Genomic DNA, 21,753 nt, shown 5'->3' on the forward strand with positions numbered 1-21,753 from the left:
ACTTGGTCGATAGACTAAAAGAAAATAGGAGTCGGTACGAATGGGGAGAAAAAAAGTCACGATTACAGAAGTAGCAAAAGAAGCGGGAGTTTCATTAGCTACGGTATCAAGAATCTTCAATAATAAAGACGGTAAAATTAAAATCAGTGAAAAAACTAAACAAAAAGTACTAAAAGCAGCAGCTCATTTAGGGTATCAGACGAATCCATTTGCGGCAGCTCTGCGGGCCCAAAAAACAGGGATTATCGGAATATTAATTAGAGATTTAAAAGATCCGTTTCTAATTGAACTATTAAAAAAGGTACAGCAACAAGTCCAAAGTCGAGGGATGGATGTTCTTATTGGACACACGGATTACGAAGAAACAACGGCTGAGCGTCAATTAAATGTTATGATGAACCATTGGTTTGATGGGGTCATTTTATTAGACTATGTAGCTGCTCAGCATCCGTTTGTAGATATATTAAAACAATATCAAACGCCTTACGTTTCTCTTACAGGAGACGCCTCTTCTGCACTTTGGCCGATTGTACATGTAGATGATGCGGTGGGAATGCAATTAGCTGTTGCTCACTTAACGGACCTTGGTCATAAGAATATAGGGTTCGTTGGAAAAGCTGTAAGCGGAGTCGAACACCGTCTGTCTCTTTTTTATCAGTATGTACCGTCAGCAAACGCAAAGTTTGTGAAAGAAGATATGAATAACTCAGATGAACTATATCAGTTTATAAATAAGCTAGCTCATCATCCAGAGCCTCCAACTGCGCTTATTTGTGCTACGGATTACATTGCTTTGAAAGTGATACACTGTGCGTGGCAAAATGGGCTTCACGTTCCAGCAGATTTGTCTGTTATAGGGTTTGATGATATTACAGAAGCTAGTGAAGCGCATCCTCCACTAACAACTATCCGTCAACCGATGGAAAAAATGGCTGAAAAAGCAGTAAACCTCTTACTTCAGCAAATTCAGGATCAGCAAGAAATAGATCAGATACAGTATAAAATGGCACCTGTATTAGTAGAGCGCGAGACCACAAAACGTATGAATTGATAAGGAATGTATATACTATTCCTGAAAGTGTGAGACAAAAAGTCCACACTTTTTTGCATTAACCATTGCGTCCACTTCCCTCTTTCTTATACACTGTATGCTGTAGGGGAAAAAACCAAGCTTTAATATGTTTGGAGCGATTTGATGACACAACAAAAATTAGATAAATATGAAATTATGGACGTTAGCTTACTAGCAGGTAAAATTATGTTAGAAAGCGGAGCAGAAACGTATCGAGTAGAAGACACAATGATGCGGATTGCAGCGTCTTACGGTATAAAAAAATCCCACAGCTATGTGACGCCAACAGGGATTATGTTTTCACTTGAAACGAAAGAACCGACGAAAACGAAGTTAATTCGTATTTCGGAACGAACGACAGATTTAAAAAAAGTAACCATGGTAAATAGCGTCTCAAGAACAATCAGTCAAGGACACATCTCCTTGGAGGAAGCGTATGAAATGCTACAAGAAATTGAAGCAACGAACGTAGCTTTTCCACTATGGGTTCAACTTGCAGCTGCATCCATTTCTAGCGGATGCTTTTTAATCATGTTTCAAGGTTTATGGTCGGACTTTATTCCAGCTATGTTTTCAGGAGGTCTCGGATTTTTAACCGTGGTGTATTTCCACCGTCTTATTCCGATTCGCTTTTTTGCTGAGTTTACCGCTTCGTTAGTTATTGGACTTTTATCAGCTCTTTTAGTTGCTTCAGGACTAGGCACGCAAATTGATAAAATTATTATTGGATCCGTTATGCCTCTCGTTCCTGGCTTATCCATTACCAATGCAGTGCGAGATTTAATGGCAGGACATTTACTGTCTGGATTATCAAAAGGAGCAGAAGCGTTTCTGACGGCATTCGCTATCGGTGCAGGTATTGCCATTGTATTTACGCTTCTATAGAAGGGAGGCATCATATGCATATCGTAGAGCAGATAATTACAAGTTTTATTGCTTCAGCAGCATTTGGGATCATTTTTAATGTTCCACGTGAATCATTATTAAAAAGTGGCTTTGTCGGAATGATTGGCTGGCTCATTTACTATTTGCTAACGTTCTATGGCGTAGATGAAATTCCAAGCACAGTTGCATCGGCCTTCTTTATTGCTATTATTAGTCAAATTTACGCAAAAATTTACCGAACGCCGATCATTATTTTCACCGTAGCAGGTATTATTCCGCTAGTTCCAGGAGGAACAGCATACGATGCCATGCGTAACTTTGTAGAAAATAACTATAATGAAGCGATTAGTCTTGCAGCGAAAGCTTTTATGATTTCAGGTTCAATTGCCATTGGTATTGTGTTTTCTGAAGTCATCAACCAAATCATTCGTCAATCTAAATTAAATGCCAAAGCAAAATATCGACCGTAGAGAAGCAAGCTCAAATCAGAGCGTGCTTTTTTTATGAAAAAATAAAGAGATCCTTCACTTTTTTGTCACAAGAAAGTCACGTTTTAGTCTAAAAACGTTCAAAAAATGTACGTGCACAGCTAAAAAAATAGACTATACTATGTAGATAGAAAGAGAGATATTACATATGTATGTGAAACATTGAGCATACCTCTTGAATTATCATGCTCAACGTTTCACAATGTAAGTAAAAGATGCTCAGAAATAAGCAAAGTATCTATTAAATGATGAATGTTCTTATATATGAAAGGAGAAAGAAGATGGATACAGTTATACTATCACGTATTCAATTTGCATCAACGACGCTGTTTCATTTTATCTTTGTACCGCTATCTATCGGTCTTGTCTTTTTAGTAGCGATCATGGAAACGATGTACGTAGTAAAAAAAGATGAACAGTATAAAAAGATGGCAAAGTTTTGGGGGCACTTATTCCTGATTAACTTTGCTGTCGGAGTCGTAACAGGTATTTTACAAGAATTTCAGTTTGGCATGAACTGGTCAGAGTACTCACGGTTTGTAGGAGATGTATTCGGTGCGCCGCTTGCTATTGAAGCACTGCTCGCGTTTTTTATGGAGTCCACTTTCCTCGGACTGTGGATTTTCGGGTGGGATCGTTTGCCTAAATGGCTGCACTGTCTATGTATTTGGCTTGTTAGTCTAGGTACTATTTTTTCAGCGTTCTTTATTTTAACGGCTAATTCTTTTATGCAGCATCCGGTTGGAATGGAGCTGAATAATGGACGTTTAGAAATGAATGACTTCTTTAAATTGTTAACAAACGGTCAGCTGTGGGTTGAATTCCCTCATACCATTTTAGGTTCGTTTGCAACAGGCGCCTTTTTTATCACGGGTGTCAGTGCCATTATGCTCTTGAAGAAAAAACATGTGGCTTTTGCCAAAAAATCATTTCAAGTTGCCATTATTGTAGGGTTAGTTTCAGGTATAGGAATTGCGTTATCTGGTCATGAACAGGCTGGATACTTAGTTAAAACACAGCCGATGAAAATGGCCGCAAGTGAAGGATTATGGGAAAACAGCGGGAGTCCAGGCGCTTGGACGGTAACAGCAAATATTCACCCCGATGAAAAGAAAAATACGAGTGAAATCAAAATACCTTATTTATTAAGCTTCTTATCATACGGGAAATTTTCAGGTTCCGTTCCTGGGATGAACGAGCTGCAGGAGCAGTACACGGCGAAATATGGAGCAGGAAATTATATTCCACCCGTTCGGACAACATTTTGGAGTTTCCGCATTATGGCTGGTCTAGGTGGCGTATTATGTGCATTAGGCATTTGGGGCACGTACTTGCTTTCTCGTAAAAAACTTCAAGAAAGCAAACTATTTTTACGTATTATGACGATTGCCATTGCCTTTCCGTTCCTTGGAAGCTCAGCAGGTTGGATTATGACAGAGATTGGCCGTCAGCCTTGGGTTGTATTTGGCTATATGAAAACGGAAGATGCCGTGTCTCCTGGTGTAACAGCAGGTGAATTGCTGTTTTCTATTATCTCGTTTTCGTTCTTTTATTTAATTTTAGCTGTGATTATGGTGTTCTTGTTCGTTAAAGAAATTAAAAAAGGTCCAGATCATGATCACGAAGCACATACAAAAGTAGTATCAACTGATCCGTTTACAAAGGAGGGATACAATGTTTTCTCTTAATGAATTCTGGTATTTACTAGTATCCATTCTGTTTGTTGGTTTTATCTTTTTAGAAGGCTTTGATTTTGGGATTGGAATGGTGTCTCGTTTTTTAGGAAGAAACGACTTAGAGCGACGAGCTTTTATTAATACAATCGGTCCTTTTTGGGATGCAAATGAAGTTTGGCTAATTTCAGCAATCGGTGCTATGTTTGCCGCTTTTCCAAACTGGTATGCAACACTATTAAGCGGGTCATATGTTCTTTTTGTTCTTCTTTTGCTTTCGCTTATTGGCCGCGGTGTAGCATTTGAATTTCGAGGGAAAGTTGAAAAACAAGCGTGGAAAAATACATGGGATTGGGTTATCTTCTTTGGAAGTCTTTTTCCACCGCTCATTTTTGGTATCTTATTTTCAGCGCTAATGAAAGGACTGCCTGTTGAGCGCAACATGCAAATGAATGCCGGCTTTTCGGATATTGTTAATCTATATACCATCACAGGCGGCGTTACGTTAACAATGCTTTGCTTATGGCACGGACTTATTTTTGCCACGATCCGGACGATGGACGATATTAGAGATCGTTCACGGAAGGTCGCTATGAAGCTTTTGCCTATAAATGCTTTATTACTTCTTATCTTTTCAGGCATGACGTTTTTTGAAACAGATTTATTCAGTAATCATAGCCACTTGATGCTATATACATTTTTCATCGGTATTTTCGTGTATTTACTAGCAGGATTTTTCGTTACACGTAAAAAAGACGGATGGGCATTTGCTATGTCTGGCTTAATTTTAATTTTATCAATTTCCTCTATATTTGCAGGATTGTTTCCAACCGTTTTGGTTAGTTCAATCAATGAAAGCTATAGTTTAACGATTCATAATGCAGCATCAGGGAATTATTCCTTAAAAATTATGTCTTACGCTGCTATTGCATTACTGCCTTTTGTGTTAGGTTATCAAATTTGGAGCTACTACGTTTTCAGAAAACGTGTAGATCATAAGGAGCATATGGAGTATTAATGGGTAGAAATTTAATGGTTTACAACGGAATAAAAATGGTTCTTGCCATGTTAATAGGGCTTATTACTATTCAAAGTGTAGCCATTATTTTTCAAGCTAAGTGGCTCGCGGAAGTAATTACCGCTCTTTTTCATGGTGAAAGTTTAACTTCGCAGACAAAAGCAATCGGATTGTTTTTGTCTGCCTTTATGATTCGTCAGATCGTAGGTTTTATAGTAAAAAAAACAGCATATCAATTTGGAGTCAAAACGACTCAGGAACTTCGTTTGATAGTCATGCAAAGCATTTTTGCATTAGGACCGCGTTTTACCAAAGATGAAGGAACAGGAAACTTGGTGACGCTCATCACCACAGGCCTACAGAAGCTTCGCGCTTATCTCGAGCTGTTTTTGCCTAAACTGGCGGCCATTAGCGTTACACCTTGGCTAGTGCTTGCTTTCGTTTGGTACCATGATCGGCTTTCAGGCATTATTTTACTTGTGACCATGCCAATTTTAATTTTATTTATGATTTTGCTTGGGTTGGCTGCACAAAAAAAAATAGATAGCCAATGGGAGACATATCACGTGTTGTCCAACCACTTTGTGGATTCGCTTCGAGGGTTAGAAACTTTAACATTTCTCGGGAAAAGTAAGGAGCATGCTGAAACGATTGAAAGAGTCAGTGACCGTTATCGAAAAGCGACAATGGGAACGCTCCGAATTGCTTTTTTATCTACGTTTGCTTTAGATTTCTTTACGATGTTATCTGTAGCCATCGTGGCTGTTATGCTTGGTTTGCGGCTCGTAAACGGGTCTATGACATTAGAGCCTGCACTTATGATTTTATTGCTGGCGCCTGAATATTTCCTGCCGATACGAGAAGTTGGAAATGATTACCATGCGACATTAGATGGAAAAGAATCCGGAGATGCATTACTTAAGATTGTGAAGCAGGCTGAAAAATCGCCGGCTAAAAAAGAAGATGTTCCTAGTTGGACTGAAAACAGTGAACTTCAATTAAGGCATATCACTGTAAAATATGACGAAGAACATCCACCTTCTCTTGAAGATGTGTCACTGCATGTTAAAGGAATGAAGAAAATTGGAATCATCGGAAAAAGCGGAGCTGGAAAATCGACGCTTATTGATATACTAAGTGGCTTTGTACAATCTACAGAAGGCTCTGCTGAAGTAAACGGCGTGCCAATTGATTTACGCTCAGATGCTTGGCAAGAGCAGATTACGTATATCCCTCAGCACCCATTTATTTTTAATGGAACAGTAAAAGAAAATATTGAATTTTATCAAGACAGAGGCGGCTCATATGATTATGAAGATGCTTTAACGAAAGCAGGACTTTTATCAACGGTTCAACAGATGCCTAAGAAGGAAAATGAAATGATAGGGGATGGGGGACGACAGCTTAGCGGCGGCCAAGCTCAAAGGATTGCTCTAGCAAGGGCATTTCTAAGCGACCGTCCTATTATTATGCTTGATGAACCAACGGCACAAGTCGATATTGAAACGGAATATGAATTAAAGCAAGATATTTTAACAATGTTCCAAGAGAAGTTATTTATTTTAGCTACGCACCGTCTGCATTGGATGAAAGACATGGATCTCATTGTTGTAATAGAGGACGGAAAAGTTGCAGAAATCGGTAATCATCAAGAACTGATTCGAAAAAAAGGAGCTTACTATCAATTTTTATATGAAGAGGAGGAGATATGATGAAATATAAAAGTTGGATATGGCCCTACTTTAAAACATATAATTATCGTATCTTTTCTATTTTATTACTAAGCATGTTAACGATTGGTTCTGCTTGCGCGTTAATGTTCACGTCAGGTTATTTGATTTCAGCTTCTTCCTTACGGCCAGAAACGATTTTATTGGTGTATGTTCCAATTGTACTTGTGCGTACATTTGGTTTAAGCCGAGCCGCTTTCCGTTATGCGGAGCGTCTTGTCAGTCACGATTTTATTCTTCGTATTTTAGCTAAAATGCGTACACGTCTTTATCATTTGATTGAACCGTTAATTGCTACATCTCGCTATCAAACAGGAGATGTTTTAGGAGTTCTCGCGGAGGATATTGAAAGTTTACAAGACTTGTTCTTGCGTACCATTCTTCCAACAATTTCAGCTGTTATTTTATACGTTATTTCGATTGTAGCTTTAGGATTCTTTAGCCTAAAGTTTGCATGTTTGATTGCCATCTATTTATTTTTATTAGTAGTAGTGATGCCGCTTTTTTCCCTTTGGCATATGAAGGCAGCCAATCAGCGATATAAATCAAGCAAAGCACAGTTATATGCCAAGGTCACAGACGGCTTTTTAGGAGTGGCCGATTGGGTGTTAAGCGGTCAGCAGCAGTCATTTTTTCATTCGTATAACAAAACAGAAAATGAGTTAGACGGCATGGATCGTAAGCTTAAACTATGGACGTATTATCGAGAATTGTTTGGACAACTTGTTGTAGCAGGTTTAATTGTCACAATGATTTGGTTTGGGGCTTCTCTTTTTGCAGATAAAGAGCTTGCAGGTGTGTTTATTGCTGCTTTTATTTTAGTAGTATTTCCTTTATCTGAAGCGCTGCTGCCAGTATCTAATGCAGTAGAAAAGATTCCTCAGTTTGAAGAATCATTAAATAGAGTACAGGCAATGGAAAAGAACTGGGAAGATGTGAACGAAAAGAAAAAACATACTCTTTCTCTACCTTATAAAGGTTCATGGAATTCGGTTAGATTAAAAGTTGAGCATGTAAGCTTTCGCTATAGTAATGAGGAGGAGTCAGTAATTCATGATCTTTCATTTCAAGTCGAGCAAGGGAAAAAAATTGCGATTCTTGGCAAGAGTGGAGCTGGAAAATCGACTCTATTAAAGTTGCTGCAAGGCTCCTTAGTACCTACAGAAGGTACAGTTCAGCTAAATGGTCAGTCTGTTGCTGAAGTTCGTGAAGATGTACCAAAACTCATCTCTGTATTAAATCAAAATCCTTATTTATTTAATACAAGCGTAGCCAACAATTTATTACTAGCTAATGAAGAGGCCACAAAAGAAGAAGTAATTGAGGCCATGAAGCAAGTGAATATGCACTCCCTTGTGGAAGGTTTGCACCAAGGATATCAAACGCCGATGCTCGAAACAGGTCAGCGCTTCTCGGGAGGAGAACGTCAGCGGATTGCGTTAGCACGTGTTCTGCTTCAGCATACGCCAATTGTTATGCTAGATGAGCCAACTGCAGGGTTGGATGCTATCACTGAAAAGCGTCTGTTATCCACTATCTTTGAAACTCTTCAAGACAAAACCCTAATTTGGGTTACGCATAATTTAGCTGGGATGGAAAAAATGGATGAAATCTTATTTTTGCAAGATGGTAAGATAGCCATTCGAGGAACGCATGACGAATTACTTGCGACGAACAGTCACTATCAAAAGCTATATGAATTGGATCATCCGGCAAAAAGCCTTTAGCAGAAGCTAAAGGCTTTTTATTATTTGATAATAAAGTGAAATTCGACAAACACGAGTAAAATATGTGTCGAATGAAAGAAAGAAAGCAGCTTGGATTCAAAGAAAAGAGTATGCGTTTAGCATTTTTGAAAAAGTGGTAAAACAAGGTAGTGTTTGTTTCTTCCTGTATAACATCGGTTTATTTTAGGGAAAATATATACACATTATGCGAACGAGAGAAGGAAGATACAATGGAACCTATGCTTATACATATCACGCTCGTAGTGGGACTAGGAGTTCTATCTCAGTGGCTGGCTTGGAGATTTAAGTTACCAGCAATTGTCGTGATGTCAATTATCGGACTACTAACAGGCCCTATTTTAGGTTTAATTGATCCTAAAGCACAATTTGCTCAGCTTTTTGATCCTTTTGTATCGATTGCTGTAGCTGTTATTTTATTTGAAGGCAGCTTGAATTTAGACATGAGAGAGGTAAGGGGAATCGAAAAGCCTGTGTTTCGCATTGTGACGCTCGGAGCCATGCTAGCTTGGATTTTAGGCTCTTTAGCTGCTCATTATATAGCGGATTTATCATGGGCGGTGGCAATTGTTATCGGAGGGCTTTTTATTGTGACGGGTCCAACCGTGATTTTACCTCTTTTACGACAAGCTAAATTAAAGCCAAAACCAGCAGCGATTTTAAAATGGGAAGGTATTATTGTTGATCCATTTGGTGCACTGCTGGCCGTTTTTTCGTTTGAAGTTGTTCAATTTTTAGTGCTGAGAGAAGTGAGTGGAAAAACAATTCTCTTTTTCTTTGCAGCCTCTATTATTGCTGTTTTAATAGGGTGGCTTCTTGGCCGCGGAATAGGATGGATGTTTCAAAAGGGTCATATTCCAGAGTATTTAAAATCTCCGGTCGTATTTATTGTCGTTATTGCCTGCTTTACGGTAGCTGATGAAATTAAGCATGAAACAGGTCTTCTAGCAGTAACAGCGATGGGAATTACGCTTGCTAATATGCATATTTCATCTATTAGTGATATGCGACATTTTAAAGAAAACATTTCGGTTCTATTGACTTCTACTATTTTTATCATGTTAACGGCTGGACTGACGATGAAGACCATTACTGAAATTTTTCATTGGAATATTATTTTGTTTGTTTTACTTATGCTGTTTATTGTCAGACCTGTCTCCATCTTTTTATCAACGGTAGGGACAGATTTATCTATAAAAGAAAAAATACTGATTGGCTGGATTGCCCCGCGCGGAATTGTAGCGTTAACGGTCTCGAGCTACTTTGCGAAAGTACTAATTGATGAAGGATTTAAAGATGCTTCCATCCTAACAACTCTGACATTTGCTTTAGTGTTTGCTACGGTTTGTGCACACGGTTTTTCCCTTTCATGGCTAGCTAAGAAGCTTGATTTATCAATTGGAGAAGAACCTGGTATTTTGCTTGTAGGAAGCAATGATTTTACGGTTGCCTTTGCTTCCAAGTTAAAACAGCTGGGCTATCCAGTATTAGTTGCTGATTCTTCGTGGGAGCGTTTAAGAGTTGCGCGCAGAGCGGAAGTAGATGTGTATCACGGAGAAGTTCTAGCTGAGCAAACGGAATATCATTTAGATTTAACTCCTTATGAATACGTGATTGCTGCAACTGAGTTAGATGCATATAATGCGCTTGTTTGTACTGCTTTTCTTCAAGATATGGGGCGGAACAATGTTTTTCAATTGAGCATTCGTGACCAAGAAGATTCAAGAGAAGACGTCGATGAAATTATGCACACAGTAAGAGGACGCATGCTCTTTAAGAAAGGAATTACGTGGGAGTTTCTGCATCATAAAATGGAGCACGGATATACGATTTACAATACAAAAATTACGGATGAATATACGTATGAAACATATCTTGAGGAGAAAAGCGATGATTCTCTTTTACTAGCAGTGAGCAAGCAAGGAAAGGCATTGAGTTTTTTTGCTCATGATCAAGAAATAAACGTTAATGCGGGTGATACGGTATTAAGCCTTCAGCCATTAAAAAGATAAAAAAACAGGCCTTCAATGGCCTGTTTTTTATGCTTGTCTTTGTTTAAAATGAATGACGAACAGATAAGCAGCAGCTGCTGCAAAATAGATGGTAACGGCTGGTGCGGTGAAGACATGTCCAGCTACAAAAGCAATTCCAAGAGCTAATACAATTGCTGTACTATACATCATAAAGCTTTCATCCAGAAGCTGTGATGGGTCTTTAAATAATCGAACCAACACGGTTAAACCAACTACTAGAAGTGGAAGAACCCATAGTAAAAATCCGATGATACCTAAAGAGAAAAACAAATCATAAAAATCCATTTCAATCATCTTTGGCGGAAGCTGCTTGGTATAGTCACCAGAAAAGCCCATACCTATCATTTTTCGTGCAATAGGTGCTTTTGCATACTCTTCCTTATGATGAGCTAAAAATTGCTCACGGCTGCTTAGAATCAGATTTTGAATATCTTTGTCATCTAAATTTGATTCCTTTTGTTTTTTCTTTTTAGCAGGCTTTTCTTTTTCTTTCTTTTCCGGCTTTTCTTTCTCTGTTTTCTCTTTTTTAGCTTCTAACATATCGATGTGCGTATATGTGTTTTTATAAGCTGGAGAAATCGGAGTAGTTGCTCCGGTTACAATTAAAAGCAGAATTGAGATTACTAAGTTGGCTTTAATTAAGCTGCGTTTATTCGTAAATAATTTTGCAAATAAGACAACTGTTGCTACAACTAAAGAAAGAATAACGGCACCTAAGCCTACTTTCGTTCCAAGCATGATGGATGAAACGGCTAATAAGATAAAAGGAATCCAGTAATAAGCTTTTGAAAACGAACGTACTTTATCTAAAGCTAAAAGCAGTGTCAGAGGAAGCAAAATAGCAATGGTTGCCCCTAGCTCATTCGCTGCATAAAACCAGCCTTTGAATCCGATTTTATTATACTGATAACTCTCTAGTGCTGTACCTGTTAGCATTGTACCGATAAAAACAATACTGATGATGAGTGAAGCAGTCAATAAGTTTTTGCTCAGTATTCTTTTTACATCCACAGACGATCGATAATGTGAAAACATCACAATCATTCCAAGTAAGGTAACGTTCATATAAACAACCTTATTGAAAAATTTAATTTCTTGCCCAATATAATAAGGATCTTTCCATTGATGATTTAAGTAGATATTGAGTCCAAGAAAGAGTGCAAAAGCAATAAGGTAGATAATCGAATATCTAGCCCATTTTGACTGTTTGGCAAACACTAAAAGTAGGACACCTGCAAAAATCATATATAGAAAGCGAATAACAACCCCAATTGAGAGACCACTATCCATGTTCAAAACCATGTACGTCGTTAGCATATCAATAATTGGCTGAATTGAAATAAAACCAACGAACAGAAAAAATAACCAGTATGTGTTCTTCATATAGTACTCTCCTGTTTTACGTGAATTAACGTTTTCTTTTAACTAAAAGCATAACACCTTCTACTCTGCATAATAGCGTCGACATTAAGTATACTAAACCACCTGCAATACAGACAATACCAAATCGTAAGATAACATGTAATGAATTCAAAAATGCGATGTCCTTTAAGAAGAACATGACGATAGCAACAGGTACGGAAGCTAAAAGAATTTTTCCTGTTTCTTTCACTAGATATCCGTAATGGAAGTGATTGATTTGTTTTGCCAGCATAACGAATACGATGGCCGTGTAGAAAAAGGCAACCACTGACATGGAAAGTGCTAATCCTTGGTATCCCATAAATTTAGTGAAAATCATGTTAAAGATGATATTTAACACAATGGATAATAAGCCTGCTCTCATAATAAGATAACCTTTTTGAAGAGAATAAAATCCTTTTGCAAGAACAGCTTGCAGCGAATAGAAAAACACCGAACCTAGGTAATAATAAGATACATCCGTTGTTTTTAACGTTGAATGTGCGTCAAATGCACCGCGCTGATAAGCAATCATTACAATGTCTTTCATATAAAAGATCATAATAACAATCGTCGGAATTAGCAGCATCAGCATAAAAGTAATCCCTTTTTCAATTCCTGATTTAAAGCGTTCTTCATCTTTTTCAGAAATGGCTCTTGCAATCAGCGGATAAATAATGGTTGCGACCGTAACCCCGAATATTGCCTGGGGAATACTTACAAGTCTGAAGGCGTAATTTAAGTATGAAATAACACCTTCACCAAAGGAGCCAGCAAAGAAGAAGTTTACAGTTAAATTAATTTGACCGACCATAATGGTCACACCAACAGGGATGAATACTTTATAAAAAGCCACCACTTCATCACGGTCAATTTTTTGCTTCCATAACAGCAGATGCTGCGGTTTAAAATAGACAACTTTAATTAAGAAAGAAGCAATTGTTCCTATAAAATAGCCAAGAGCAATTGCATAGCCGCCCATAATTGAATGTAATAGGATTGTACTTAAAATCGTAAATAGTACGACAACCGTTTGAGAAAACACGGAGAAAGAATATTGACTTCGTGCATCAAATACACCTTCGTATACGGCATTCACTCCAACTAGTGAAAGAGATAAAAAGTACATAACGCCCGTATAAATTCCTAGTTCAATTGCTGCTTTGGAAAAATTAGAATACGAAGCGGGAAAGTAAAAGAAAGCGGCAATTGATCCGAGAACCGAAATAATGAAACAAATAAGAAAGGTTGATTTAACAATATTAGTCAAATGAACCTTTCCTTTATTTTCTTTTTCATAACGTAAATAACTAGGAATAAACGCATCCTTCATCCCCGTTAACATAAATAAAATAAAAGCGTTTGGAATGATCATTGCTGCGTTGTATGAATCGACGATATAACTTGTACCGAAATAGTTAGCAATAACTAAATCACGAATCATACTAGAAAATTTCAAAAATAATGTTGATATGAGCAGTAAAATGCTCGCGAATTTTAAGTTTTTCATGCGAAACTCCTACCTTTTCAAGTTATCTCATCAACTATTAGCAATAAAGAAGCATCCGACAATTAGAAGAATACAGCCGATAACTTGTTTTGTTGTAACTTTTTCTTTAATTAGAAAGTAACCGAATGTTAATGTCCAAATATACGTAATAGACGTGAGCGGAAATACAATAGAATAAGGTAACAGCGTTAAAACATACACATTAAGCAGAGCTGCCGTCCCGTAAAAAAGGCCGCCACCCACAAAGCAAATAAGCGCTAGCTTTATCTTTTTTTCATTTAAATACGTAGAAATATACTTGAAAAAGACAGCTCCAACTGAACCTAAAAGGGTCATAATAATTAAAAGCGGGATACTATTCATCTTGGCCACCTACTAAAATTACACCTACGATAATAATAAGAGTACCGACCAGCTTCATAGGGCTAATGGTTTCATTTAATAGAAAGAAACCAAGAGCAATGCTGATTACGTATCCTAGGCTTAAAAATGGATGAAGTAAGGAAACTCTTTCAAATTTAAAAGCGGCAATCATAAAAACCGCTCCTAATCCATAAAGAAAAAAACCAATAATTAAATTTAAGTTAAATGAAGCTTCGGACAACTTCCAAAAAAGTTGTCCAACAGCTGTAAACAGGGAAGCCACGATAATGAGTGTGATTCCTAGCTTTTTGTTGTAATTGCTCTCCATCAGGAGGTCACATCCCTTTCTTTCTGATCAAATCGGACAAAAGGAAGACCAATAAAGAAGAAAGACACAAATACGCTTGCTAATAAATATCGAAAATCTTGAGCCGGCAATGCCGCAAGAACAGAAAGCGTGTTAAGAGCCCAAGGAATGACGATAATAAGTGACGTAATTCCTCTTCGAATCACTAGCATTAATGAAAATAATAAAATGACACAGTGATAAAAAGCTGGTTTCCATAAGAATGTAAAAACAGGGTGCTTAAAAATAGCTAAGTAAGCATTGGCAGTATGCGTAATAAACGGCTCGATTACTTTATTTTTAAGACCTAAATCATTGCCGTAATAAATGTTGGTTACATACGTATCTGTGTAGCCATCTTTAAAAGGATTGATTTGCCATACTAAAGCCGTTTGTTTGAGAAAGCCTTCCGTTGCTAGATAAGGATTTTTGATGACAATGCTAGCATAATTCTTAAAATAAAGACCTAGATCATTAAAAATAAACTCGCGGTCGTAGTATTTCCAAGTGAATTTAATAGGATCGCTTTTATATGGATTGTACTTTTCTTTCCACAATTCAATAGGAAGCACTTTATTAAAATATTCGCGCTCTTCTCTTGACATCTCCCCATCATTTGAAATGATGTTTGCGATTTGTTGAGTTGGGATAGACAAAGCTTCATTTGGATCCGAAGGCTGTACATCAAGCCAAGTGAACACAGGGCCTGTAACAATCTTTTGTAAAATAAAGACGACTAAGAAAATCGTGACAAGAGGTTTCCAATTTTTTCTGAATAAGACGATCATTAAAAGGAAAGTCAAAACAAATACAGGAAAACCATTATGTCTAAAGAAAGCTACTCCAAATGCGGAAAGTAAAAGTAAGAAAAAGCCTGCTTTACTTTTAATCCAAGCACCTTCTGATAAATAGATTTTTGCAATATTCACCGTAAAAAACAGCAGAAAAGCACTGTATAAAATATCTTTCCAAATAATAATTGAAAAGATTAAAAAGCTTGGAATAATGACAATAATAGCTGTTAAAAGTCCAATCATAACAGGGTGTGCTTTGCGTTTAATGAAAAAGTCAAACGTATAGGCGTATATGCTTACTACAACAACAATTTGCGTGAATGCTACAATTCCTGGGTTATCCCATATTTTTGTCAGCAGCATAATCAGCCACGTAATCATAATAGGGTGCCAATCGTTAAATTCTCCGTTATGTGCCTGTCTCCACTGTGCTAATGAATCGGGAGTCATGGCCGCTGGGAAAAAGGCGAACCAGTAATATAGACTAACAGCTAAAATAAGAATCGTAACAATTCCTAGGTAACGCTTTGGGTGTGCAAATTTATAGTGAAAATCGTTTATCTGTTTGATAGCGCTGAGTACAGCGGCCGTCAGCAGCATTGCCAATAAAGTACGGCTGATGGCATACAAAACGAGTGAAAAAATAGTTGAGCTCGTCATATGTAAGTTATCTAAAAGCGAAAACTGTACGATAAACGAAAAAACAATCAGCAATAGCCATTCTAGCGGTTTAAATGAAGCATAAGCTCTATTTTTATTTATAAAAATAGAGCTTATGATGGTAAATACAAGTGCAGCAAAAAGGGAAAGATATTGAACACCGTCTGGATTACCAATACTTAAACCGATAAGAATAATTAAAGCTGTTACTGTAAGCAGCAAAATACTTTTTTTATTCTTCATCATTGTTATTCTCCTACTTGTTCAATCTGTTCAATTTTTTTATTTAGTTCTAATTCATATTGCTTGCGATTTAATGAAGCGATTGTATCTAGAATTAATCCACAGACGAAAGATAAAACACCTAACACCATCAATCCAGTTGCTAAGATAGATGAAGGTACTTTAGTAATAAAGCCTGTATCAAAAAATTCATAAAGTACTGGAGCACCAACAGCTAATCCTGCGACAATAAATAACACTGTCCAAATGGAGAAGAACTGAAGCGGCTTGTACTCTTTAAATAACGTAAAAATCATTCGTAACACTTTAAATCCATCAGAGAACGTATTAAGTTTCGATTCGCTGCCTTCAGGTCGATCGCGATAATCGATCGCGATTTCTTTTAGGCGGAAGCGTTTATCTAACGCGTGAAGACTCATTTCTGTTTCAATTTCAAATCCCGGGCTCATCACAGGTATTGATTTTACAAATAATTTATCGTACGCACGATAACCTGTCATGATATCTTTAATGTTGCTTTTGTAAAGGCCATTAATTAAAGAACGTACTAAGTTGTTACCAAAATTATGGAAAGCACGTTTGTTTTCTTCGAGATACGTTCCGTTTGATAAACGATCTCCAATGACCATGTTAGCTTCTCGATTTCTAATAGGCTCAATTAATTGATGAACAAATTCTGCAGGATACGTATCATCCCCATCTACCATGACATAACAATCTGCATCAATTTCTTGAAACATCGAACGTACAACGTTTCCTTTTCCTTGCTTGAATTCTTTTTTGACGATTGCCCCGTGTTCAAGTGCAATTTCACTTGTGCGATCTTTTGAATTGTTATCGTACACATAAATATCTGCACTAGGCAGTTCGCGTTTGAAATCGTCAATTACTTTTCCAATTGTTACTTCCTCGTTATAACAAGGAATTAAAACTGCGACTTTCATTTTTCCACCTCATCAAAAAAAATTGTTGGGAGTTGTTCAGCAATTACATCTACTGTGTAGCGGTTTGCTGTTTGTAACGCCTGTTGAGACATTTGCTGTTTCACATCTTCAGGAAGATTAATAAAAGCCTGTAGCTGTGAAGCTAGTTCGTCTACATTTTTAGGCTCAAAGAATAGACCATTCTTTCCGTCTATAATGTAATCTTTTAGACCACCAATCTGACTCCCAATTACGGGTGCTCCGCAAGCCATAGCTTCGAGTCCGACTAAGCCCAAACTTTCTCCTTTTCTTACGGTCGGAAACACGAATGCTTCAATCGCATTATATACGTAAGCAAGAGAGGACTGAGGAAGGAGAGGGAAATGGATGACTTTTTCCTCTAGGCCCAGAGTCTTGATCATTTCCTTAAATGCAGCTTCGTCTTTTCCGCTTCCAACGTATAGGTATTTGTAAGAAGTGGGCATTTGTTGTTCAGCTTTTGCAATTGCTTGCAGGTAGTATTCCCATCCTTTACCCACATCAATGCGGCTTACACATCCAAGATAACGGATAGTAGGGTCCAAGTTTAGTTCTTGATAAGCTTTGCTTTTATCTGCATAAGGGTGAAACAGATCTTTATTCACTCCTCCGCTTGGAAAAATATAGATTGGGTTATGAACCTTATATTTCTCTTCAACGAGCCCTTTATAATAAGGAGAAGGAGTAATAATTTTAGTGGAATGTTGCAATAAGTCATTTACTCTAGGCTGATACTTTTCCTGTGAAGGTACTTCAGGTACAACGTCTGAACCATGCACGTTTGTCACAATCTTCACATTCTTCTTTAGCTTTTTAAGAATCAGCAGCGGAAGAGCATTATGAGATGCATAATGTACGTAAAGGTAGTCGTAGTTTTTTGTCAAGCCCGTCAAGACGACATTAGCATAATGAGAAGCATAGCTAAAAAGCTTGCTTAATTTGCTTGTCTTTTTTTGCATGACAATTTTATCAACTTGAATACCATGTTGAACTAAAATTTTTTCAGTGTTTTGAACAAATACACCATAGCTTGGGAATTGTTCCGAAGGATACATATTTGAAATCAACAAAATTTTCATGATTGTTTCACACCTATTTTTCTTTATTAGTTTATGATAATGACAACGGGTGTTCATTTAAATAGAGCTTACATGTATCATCTTACTATTAAGTTGAGCGATTTCATCGATAAACATGCAAAAATGGGTTGCATATCGCCAACATCACAATATTATAGCACACCTACTTTTTAAAATGCGAAAGTTTATCGGACACTTCTAAAACGATAGATAAAGCAGTAAAGAAGATGATTTTCACATCATCATAATCACACGAAAAAAAGCGAACGCTATTCGTTCGCTTTATGTCACTTATTTCACTTCAACGCTTACCCCAAAATGGTCGGAAACAACGGGATAATGTATGCCGTTAAAAACCACAGTTGATGACTGAATATCCTGCGCATGACTCGATAGAATTAGATCAAGGCGCAGTGCCCGTTCATTATCATCCCATCCAGCAATGTTACCTTTAACTGTAATACCGCTGTCTTTTTTGTTCGATAGAGTATACGTATCATAGAGGCCTTGGCTCAACAGGTAGTCGTAACCTTCATTTCGTCTATGAGCGTCATTATTAAAGTCTCCGAGTAGGAAAAATGGGTTATCTTTGTGTACATGAGCTAGCAGCGTATCAACTTGCTGCTTGAACGGCTCTTCCTCGTCATCCCACCAGCCAAGATGACAAGAATAAAACGTAAGGAGTTCTTTTTCATATTCGATTGTTGCTCCAACAATTCTTCTCGTTTTCCAATAGTCAATATTTGACGTTTGTGAAACAAAAAATGAATGCTCCTCAATAATCGGGTGTTTCGTTAAAATGGCAATTCCTTCTTCATACACTTCATAGCCTATATGAGATAAATCCCATACCAATTGATAGTCTTCACCTTGCTTACCCAGTTCTTTTGCTAAAAGCCAAGCGTAATTATCGCTACGAATGTAGTCATATACATAAGGTGCGTCTACTTTTTGGCTTACTTCCTGTAAAGCAATGACATCATATTTTTCTTTTTTAATTACTTCAGCTAGACAAGATAACTTGTCTAGCTGATTTTCCTCTTGCCAAGAGTGGCAATTTAACGTTAATAGCTTCATTATGTTAAGCTCCTAACAAATCTTGAATGTCGGATTTCAAAACATCCGCTTTAGGTCCATAAATAGCTTGTACCCCTTTATCTTTCAAGATTAAACCAAGGGCTCCGTTTTGTTTCCACTCACTTTCTCCTGCAACGGCATGTATATCTTTTACCGTTACACGTAAGCGAGTCATACAAGCATCAACGTCTTCAATATTGTTTTCTCCGCCAAGCAGTCCAATAATGACTGGGGCAAGCGAATCATTTTTCACCTTCTTGCTGCTTGTTGCAGTTGTTTCTTCATCGATATAGTTTCCGTTACGTCCCGGCGTTGGGAAGTTAAAACGTTTGATTAAGAAGTTTGCCACTCCAAAATTTAAGCCAAAGAATACAAGGCAGGCGATGACAAAGTTCATTAAGTCAGCCCATAGTCCGGCTTTGATAATCATTGGTGTACGTGTTAATAGTTCAATTACACCAAATGAGTGTACTCGAACATGAACAATATCAACAATGGCAAAAGCCAGTCCCGTCATAATGGCGTATACGACGTATAGAAGAGGTGCCGCGAACATGAACATAAATTCAATCGGTTCTGTTACGCCTGTTAAGAAAACAGCTAGTCCAGCTGAAAAGAACATTGAACGATATTTCGAACGTTTGTCAGGATCTACGTTCCGATACATTGCTAAAGCGATTCCAATTAATGACGCACAAGATAAAATCATCTGTCCTACTTTAAATCGTGCAGGTGTAACGTCATGTAAGAGCTGTTTGTAGCTGTCCATATCTCCTGCAGCGCGGAAATTATTTAAATCTGCAATCCAAGCAAGCCATAAAGGGTCTTGACCAGCAACAGTGGAACCTGCTCCAGAACCCGTTAAAATTTTGTACGTACCACCTAGCTCCGTGTAGTTCATAGGAACTGTCAGCATATGATGAAGACCAAATGGAAGAAGCAGGCGCTCTAATGCTCCGAAAATAAATGGTGCTAGAATAGGAGCTGTGTCTCTAGATGTTGCAATCCACTGTCCGAAGCTGTTTAATGAACCTTGGATAAACGGCCATACAATGGATAAAAGCAGTGCCGTTACAACTGAACCACCGATGACCACAAATGGTACGAAGCGCTTACCGTTAAAAAACGAAAGGGCTTCAGGCAATTTATCATAGTTGTAATATTTATTGAATAAATTCGCGCCTAAAAACCCAGCGATAATTCCTACGAACACTCCCATGTTAAGAGCGGGAGATCCTAAAATAGATGTGAAGTAGTCTTTTACAACTAATTCTTGTCCAAACAGTGATTGAACCGTTGCTTTTGAATCTGAGAGCATTTCTGCTTTAACTCCGAAAATGGCTCCTGTAATTCGATTAATAAGAATGAATGCAATGAGTGCAGCAAATGCACCGCCAGCACGTTCTTTTGCCCAAGATCCCCCGATGGCAACAGCGAACAAGATGTGAAGATTTGTAATGATACCCCAACCTATATCTTCCATCACGCGTGCAATTGTTTGTACAGCAGTGATGTCTCCCCCAGTCATTGCAACTAGCTTTCCAAGTGAAATCATAATACCAGCTGCGGGCATAACCGCTACTACTACTAATAAAGCCTTACCAAATTTCTGCCAAAAATCAAATGAAAAGAACTTTTTCATAGTTTTTCCCCTTCCCCTATGTATGGGTTTTCATTTTATTTTTTGATAAACTATATTTCCAAGATAGTGCAACCGTTTGCATAACCCTATTGTAATAAAAGGGCTTTCATAATGCAAGACTGTAATTTCTCTTTTTTTGAAAAATTTATTCATGAATCATAAATGATGAAAAAATTTTTATGATAAAGTGAACAATATCAACGGTATTTTAACATGATGGAATGTAATAAAAGCATTCAAATAATGGCATAAAGACAAGTACAGAGGAGGATAATATGAAAAAAGAAGAGCTACAAGCGATTATTTTTGATTTAGACGGTGTTATTGCAGATACGGTACATTTATATTATAAAGCAAATAAAAAAGTAGCAGATCAACTTAACGTTTCATTTTCTGAAGAACTAAATCAGCAGCTGCAGGGAATCAGCCGAGTGAAAACTGTAGAGCTCATTGCTGCACAAGGTAACGTGCGTCTCACAGTGGAAAAAAAAGAACAGCTTGCTGATGAAAAGAATAAGCATTATCAAGCATTAATAAAGGAAATGACAAAGAATCACTTACTTCCAGGAATACAATTGTTGTTAGAGGATTGTAAAAAACAAGGTATTAAAACGGCGATTGCTTCTTCTAGTTCAAATGCAAATACTGTAGTGGATGCGTTAGGAATACGTCCTTTTTTTGATTGCATTGTGGATGTGAGAAAATTAAAGAAGGGAAAACCAGATCCAGAAATATTTTTGACAGCTGCCGATCAACTAAAAGTAACACCCCATGCATGTGTGGCTATAGAAGATGGAGAGGCGGGTATAAAAGCTATTAATCAAACAGATATGGTTTCTATCGGCGTTGGTAAGCATCTGAAGGAAGAGGATATGAATTTTCACGTATATTCAACAGCTGATTTGCATTTAAAGACGATCAAAGAGGTTTTCGAAAAAGCAAGAAAAGGAACAGATTATAACAGAGCGTATACAAAAAATTAGTAAATCTTTTACATGCAAGTAGCAAAGCGCAAAAAAACATATGCTAGAA

At 37.5% G+C, this 21,753-nt stretch carries 18 protein-coding genes; 9 read left to right on the forward strand and 9 right to left on the reverse strand.

Annotated elements, in window-relative coordinates; all coding sequences use genetic code 11:
* Positions 1-40: 40 nt before the first annotated feature.
* The 8 genes from LAV82_RS21215 (at position 41) to LAV82_RS21250 (ending at position 10,623) form a co-directional block, all read left to right on the forward strand.
* Positions 41-1,051 (forward strand): LacI family DNA-binding transcriptional regulator, encoded by a 1,011-nt coding sequence (locus tag LAV82_RS21215; RefSeq protein ID WP_013059884.1) that lies wholly within the window; start codon positions 41-43, stop codon positions 1,049-1,051.
* A gap of 144 nt (positions 1,052-1,195) precedes the next feature.
* Positions 1,196-1,957 carry a threonine/serine exporter family protein gene (locus LAV82_RS21220; RefSeq protein ID WP_029319463.1) on the forward strand — a complete coding sequence of 254 codons (762 nt, stop codon included), beginning with the start codon at positions 1,196-1,198 and terminating at the stop codon, positions 1,955-1,957.
* Between the two features lie 14 nt (positions 1,958-1,971).
* Positions 1,972-2,427, forward strand: coding sequence for a threonine/serine exporter family protein (locus LAV82_RS21225; protein ID WP_013059882.1), 456 nt, complete (start codon positions 1,972-1,974; stop codon positions 2,425-2,427).
* Positions 2,428-2,726: 299 nt separating this feature from the next.
* Positions 2,727-4,133, forward strand: a complete 1,407-nt coding sequence (locus LAV82_RS21230; protein ID WP_211078637.1) for a cytochrome ubiquinol oxidase subunit I — start codon at positions 2,727-2,729, stop codon at positions 4,131-4,133.
* Positions 4,120-5,136, forward strand: a complete 1,017-nt coding sequence (cydB, locus tag LAV82_RS21235) for a cytochrome d ubiquinol oxidase subunit II (protein WP_211078636.1) — start codon at positions 4,120-4,122, stop codon at positions 5,134-5,136. The genes LAV82_RS21230 and cydB overlap by 14 nt, the downstream gene beginning before the upstream one ends.
* Positions 5,136-6,848 (forward strand): thiol reductant ABC exporter subunit CydD, encoded by a 1,713-nt coding sequence (gene cydD / locus LAV82_RS21240; protein WP_499716856.1) that lies wholly within the window; start codon positions 5,136-5,138, stop codon positions 6,846-6,848. Before cydB ends, cydD begins: the two co-directional genes overlap by 1 nt.
* Positions 6,848-8,593: a thiol reductant ABC exporter subunit CydC gene (cydC, locus tag LAV82_RS21245; protein ID WP_244856622.1), complete on the forward strand. Its 1,746-nt coding sequence runs from the start codon at positions 6,848-6,850 to the stop codon at positions 8,591-8,593. The genes cydD and cydC overlap by 1 nt, the downstream gene beginning before the upstream one ends.
* A 230-nt stretch (positions 8,594-8,823) precedes the next feature.
* The gene (locus tag LAV82_RS21250) at positions 8,824-10,623 is read left to right on the forward strand and encodes a cation:proton antiporter (RefSeq protein ID WP_211078633.1); all 1,800 of its coding nucleotides are present in this window, start codon (positions 8,824-8,826) and stop codon (positions 10,621-10,623) included.
* 27 nt (positions 10,624-10,650) lie between these two features.
* Here LAV82_RS21250 and LAV82_RS21255 read toward each other — a convergent pair whose 3' ends face one another.
* The 9 genes from LAV82_RS21255 to LAV82_RS21295 all read right to left on the reverse strand — a co-directional run bounded on the left by LAV82_RS21255 (position 10,651) and on the right by LAV82_RS21295 (position 20,721).
* Positions 10,651-12,027 (reverse strand): O-antigen ligase family protein, encoded by a 1,377-nt coding sequence (locus LAV82_RS21255; RefSeq protein WP_078082236.1) that lies wholly within the window; start codon positions 12,025-12,027, stop codon positions 10,651-10,653.
* A 25-nt stretch (positions 12,028-12,052) separates the two neighbouring features.
* On the reverse strand, positions 12,053-13,555 hold the full coding sequence (gene murJ, locus LAV82_RS21260) for a murein biosynthesis integral membrane protein MurJ (protein WP_013059875.1): 1,503 nt from the start codon (positions 13,553-13,555) through the stop codon (positions 12,053-12,055).
* 30 nt (positions 13,556-13,585) lie between these two features.
* A complete protein-coding gene (locus LAV82_RS21265) occupies positions 13,586-13,918 on the reverse strand; it encodes an EamA family transporter (RefSeq protein ID WP_013059874.1) in 333 nt (110 codons plus the stop codon).
* The gene (locus LAV82_RS21270; RefSeq protein WP_013059873.1) at positions 13,911-14,246 is read right to left on the reverse strand and encodes an EamA family transporter; all 336 of its coding nucleotides are present in this window, start codon (positions 14,244-14,246) and stop codon (positions 13,911-13,913) included. The genes LAV82_RS21265 and LAV82_RS21270 overlap by 8 nt, the downstream gene beginning before the upstream one ends.
* Positions 14,246-15,964 carry a DUF6020 family protein gene (locus tag LAV82_RS21275; protein ID WP_499716857.1) on the reverse strand — a complete coding sequence of 573 codons (1,719 nt, stop codon included), beginning with the start codon at positions 15,962-15,964 and terminating at the stop codon, positions 14,246-14,248. Before LAV82_RS21275 ends, LAV82_RS21270 begins: the two co-directional genes overlap by 1 nt.
* 2 nt (positions 15,965-15,966) lie before the next feature.
* Positions 15,967-16,905, reverse strand: coding sequence for a glycosyltransferase family 2 protein (locus LAV82_RS21280; protein WP_013059871.1), 939 nt, complete (start codon positions 16,903-16,905; stop codon positions 15,967-15,969).
* Positions 16,902-18,002, reverse strand: a complete 1,101-nt coding sequence (locus LAV82_RS21285; RefSeq protein WP_013059870.1) for a glycosyltransferase family 4 protein — start codon at positions 18,000-18,002, stop codon at positions 16,902-16,904. Before LAV82_RS21285 ends, LAV82_RS21280 begins: the two co-directional genes overlap by 4 nt.
* A gap of 291 nt (positions 18,003-18,293) precedes the next feature.
* Positions 18,294-19,079, reverse strand: a complete 786-nt coding sequence (locus LAV82_RS21290) for an endonuclease/exonuclease/phosphatase family protein (RefSeq protein ID WP_013059869.1) — start codon at positions 19,077-19,079, stop codon at positions 18,294-18,296.
* Positions 19,080-19,083: 4 nt separating this feature from the next.
* A complete protein-coding gene (locus tag LAV82_RS21295) occupies positions 19,084-20,721 on the reverse strand; it encodes a PTS transporter subunit IIBC (RefSeq protein ID WP_499716858.1) in 1,638 nt (545 codons plus the stop codon).
* A 275-nt stretch (positions 20,722-20,996) separates the two neighbouring features.
* Between LAV82_RS21295 and pgmB the strand changes: the two genes are divergently transcribed.
* Positions 20,997-21,704, forward strand: coding sequence for a beta-phosphoglucomutase (gene pgmB / locus LAV82_RS21300; protein ID WP_499716859.1), 708 nt, complete (start codon positions 20,997-20,999; stop codon positions 21,702-21,704).
* Positions 21,705-21,753 lie beyond the last annotated feature (49 nt).

The organism is Bacillus sp. ILBB4, assembly GCF_035064545.1.
GTDB lineage: Bacteria > Bacillota > Bacilli > Bacillales > Bacillaceae_H > Priestia.

Excerpts from the sequence above, each read along its gene's own strand:
- LAV82_RS21215 (WP_013059884.1), top strand. The coding sequence starts at position 41 with ATGGGGAGAAAAAAAGTCACGATTACAGAAGTAGCAAAAGAAGCGGGA.
- LAV82_RS21220 (WP_029319463.1), top strand. The coding sequence starts at position 1,196 with ATGACACAACAAAAATTAGATAAATATGAAATTATGGACGTTAGCTTA.
- LAV82_RS21225 (WP_013059882.1), top strand. The coding sequence starts at position 1,972 with ATGCATATCGTAGAGCAGATAATTACAAGTTTTATTGCTTCAGCAGCA.
- LAV82_RS21230 (WP_211078637.1), top strand. The coding sequence starts at position 2,727 with ATGGATACAGTTATACTATCACGTATTCAATTTGCATCAACGACGCTG.
- cydB (WP_211078636.1), top strand. The coding sequence starts at position 4,120 with ATGTTTTCTCTTAATGAATTCTGGTATTTACTAGTATCCATTCTGTTT.
- cydD (WP_499716856.1), top strand. The coding sequence starts at position 5,136 with ATGGGTAGAAATTTAATGGTTTACAACGGAATAAAAATGGTTCTTGCC.
- cydC (WP_244856622.1), top strand. The coding sequence starts at position 6,848 with ATGAAATATAAAAGTTGGATATGGCCCTACTTTAAAACATATAATTAT.
- LAV82_RS21250 (WP_211078633.1), top strand. The coding sequence starts at position 8,824 with ATGGAACCTATGCTTATACATATCACGCTCGTAGTGGGACTAGGAGTT.
- LAV82_RS21255 (WP_078082236.1), bottom strand. The coding sequence starts at position 12,027 with ATGAAGAACACATACTGGTTATTTTTTCTGTTCGTTGGTTTTATTTCA.
- murJ (WP_013059875.1), bottom strand. The coding sequence starts at position 13,555 with ATGAAAAACTTAAAATTCGCGAGCATTTTACTGCTCATATCAACATTA.
- LAV82_RS21265 (WP_013059874.1), bottom strand. The coding sequence starts at position 13,918 with ATGAATAGTATCCCGCTTTTAATTATTATGACCCTTTTAGGTTCAGTT.
- LAV82_RS21270 (WP_013059873.1), bottom strand. The coding sequence starts at position 14,246 with ATGGAGAGCAATTACAACAAAAAGCTAGGAATCACACTCATTATCGTG.
- LAV82_RS21275 (WP_499716857.1), bottom strand. The coding sequence starts at position 15,964 with ATGATGAAGAATAAAAAAAGTATTTTGCTGCTTACAGTAACAGCTTTA.
- LAV82_RS21280 (WP_013059871.1), bottom strand. The coding sequence starts at position 16,905 with ATGAAAGTCGCAGTTTTAATTCCTTGTTATAACGAGGAAGTAACAATT.
- LAV82_RS21285 (WP_013059870.1), bottom strand. The coding sequence starts at position 18,002 with ATGAAAATTTTGTTGATTTCAAATATGTATCCTTCGGAACAATTCCCA.
- LAV82_RS21290 (WP_013059869.1), bottom strand. The coding sequence starts at position 19,079 with ATGAAGCTATTAACGTTAAATTGCCACTCTTGGCAAGAGGAAAATCAG.
- LAV82_RS21295 (WP_499716858.1), bottom strand. The coding sequence starts at position 20,721 with ATGAAAAAGTTCTTTTCATTTGATTTTTGGCAGAAATTTGGTAAGGCT.
- pgmB (WP_499716859.1), top strand. The coding sequence starts at position 20,997 with ATGAAAAAAGAAGAGCTACAAGCGATTATTTTTGATTTAGACGGTGTT.